The organism is Nostoc sp., assembly GCF_036917775.1.
Taxonomy (GTDB): Bacteria; Cyanobacteriota; Cyanobacteriia; order Cyanobacteriales; family Nostocaceae; genus Nostoc.
Genome location: NZ_JBALEQ010000145.1, coordinates 1 through 1,911, shown reverse-complemented (window position 1 = coordinate 1,911; position 1,911 = coordinate 1). Strand labels below are relative to the sequence as shown.

Below are 1,911 nucleotides of genomic sequence, written 5' to 3'. Positions count from 1 at the left end.
AGCGCTCCTTTTTAGGTTTGTTAACTTATTGCTCTGTTATTCTCAAACTGCATTGCTTTTGAGGGGTAAGACCCCCTATTCGCCAACAGCATCCTCAAAGAAGTCGGGGATCTAAGTCTCTCGATTTTCACAACTCATTCGGGATTGCTATATTACAACACCTGCTTGAAGAAAGTCACTAAATCCTCAATGTTGGGTGTGTGAAGTAAATCTATTACTTCTGTAGCTTTTTCAGAAGGTATATAGTCATCTGGTACACCGATAATTGTAGTTCCCAAGTTTTGGGCGAGATGATACCAAAAAGCCAATTTATCATCAACGTTCATTGAAGCGTACTCTTCAGTAGGAATTGCTGTTTGTCCTATTTCATCTTGGTTTAGCAACTGACGCAAAGCAAACAACTGTTCCGCCTGTGGCAGGTTTTGAATTTGTGCAACTAAATTTGCAGTGTTTTCATTTGGTACATTATTGAGACACAGCGACGGAATTTCATCACAAATTTCAGTATAAAGTAAGGCTAAGACAGTCAAGCGATCGTCTGCATCCAAACGCTGAAATTTTGATACGCTTTGTTCTAAAAAGTTGACGTTTGTAGAAGTCATAAGTACCTCAAAGTAATTAACAACTTAATTAACTCAAAAATTTTAAGTGAAAATTATAATTTTGCTTGGAACCAGTTATACTATGGCTTTACTAATCAACATAAGTAGAAATGATTGATTTTAAGCTTTTAATTTTAAACGAAAAACTATACAAAGATAGATATTAATGCAAAAAAACGTATTTAACCCAACCAAAAGATAGATTAATTTCAATATAATTCTTTTAATATATTGACTACAAAATAAAGGGCATTAGGACTGTAGAGTGCAACTGACCTCATGAAATAAATGCTCACAAGGTAAGAGTTTTATTTTTACTCTGTGTTTATTTATCAAGAAAAAATGAACCCGCCAGTCATTAAAGTTTTAATTTATATTAAGTGACTGGCAGATATAGAAAACTTTAAGAAGAGAGGTATAGATAGATGTTTGTACAGGACTCTACAAGTAAATAAACTTCCTATAACAACCGTCTTATCCTCATTTAGAGGCTAAATAGATAACCTCAAGCAGCCTAAAAAATTAAAAACTACTAAATTCCAGCACCTGCTTTTGCTTCAGCACCCATTGGCGACACATAATCACGGAAAAGAGTAATCTGTTGCTCAAAGCCTAATCCTTGAATTCTACCAAATAACGCTTTAGATTCTGAAGGTAGTTCATAGTCAGAAGGTACAGGAATGATAGTGCCATTATCCATACCTTGAGATAATCGATACCAAAATAGTAGCTTGGTAGTATCACCCAAAGAACCATATTCACGAGAAATTTGGGTATCCACTTTATTAATCAAGTCACGCTGAACTTGTAATTGTTGTTCGTGAGATAATTCCTTAACTTGATTAAACAAACCTTCGGCGATTTCTGGAGAAACAGTGCTAGCACCAGGAGCCGCTGGTGTAATTGAGCCACCCATTTCTTTGTAAATGAACCAAAACAAAGCCAGTTGTTGATCCACATCCAACTGTTGCCAAGCCTGAACGTGTTCCCGAATAGTTGGATCGCTAGTTTGTGTGTATGTCATTATGAACTCCAATTGGAATTTATGAGTGCTATTAACAACGTTATCAAATGTATATTTAACGTTTTACCCCACTGAAGACATAGGTATTAAAATCAGAAAGAAGAATAATTATAAACAAAACATAAATCGGGGAAAGTATAGTCTCACTTTAGAAGGAATAATTAAACTTAGATGCAAATGCAATATAAAACGTAATCGACCACGGGGCGATCGCAAATTACAAGAAAGTAAAACCCATTGACATCAAAGAGTTAGAGTTCAAAAGAAGCAGACACCAAACTAATT

The 1,911-nt window shown here is 35.1% G+C and carries 2 protein-coding genes; both read right to left on the bottom strand.

Annotated elements, in window-relative coordinates:
• Window positions 1–152 precede the first annotated feature (152 nt).
• Entirely contained in the window at window positions 153–602 is a 450-nt protein-coding gene (locus V7K69_RS29140; protein WP_335041002.1) for an orange carotenoid protein N-terminal domain-containing protein, read from the bottom strand.
• A 532-nt stretch (window positions 603–1,134) separates the two neighbouring features.
• Window positions 1,135–1,626 carry an orange carotenoid protein N-terminal domain-containing protein gene (locus tag V7K69_RS29135; protein ID WP_335041000.1) on the bottom strand — a complete coding sequence of 164 codons (492 nt, stop codon included), beginning with the start codon at window positions 1,624–1,626 and terminating at the stop codon, window positions 1,135–1,137.
• Window positions 1,627–1,911: the final 285 nt, after the last annotated feature.

Coding starts and splice junctions, on each gene's coding strand:
- V7K69_RS29135 (WP_335041000.1), bottom strand. CDS start 1,626: ATGACATACACACAAACTAGCGATCCAACTATTCGGGAACACGTTCAG.
- V7K69_RS29140 (WP_335041002.1), bottom strand. CDS start 602: ATGACTTCTACAAACGTCAACTTTTTAGAACAAAGCGTATCAAAATTT.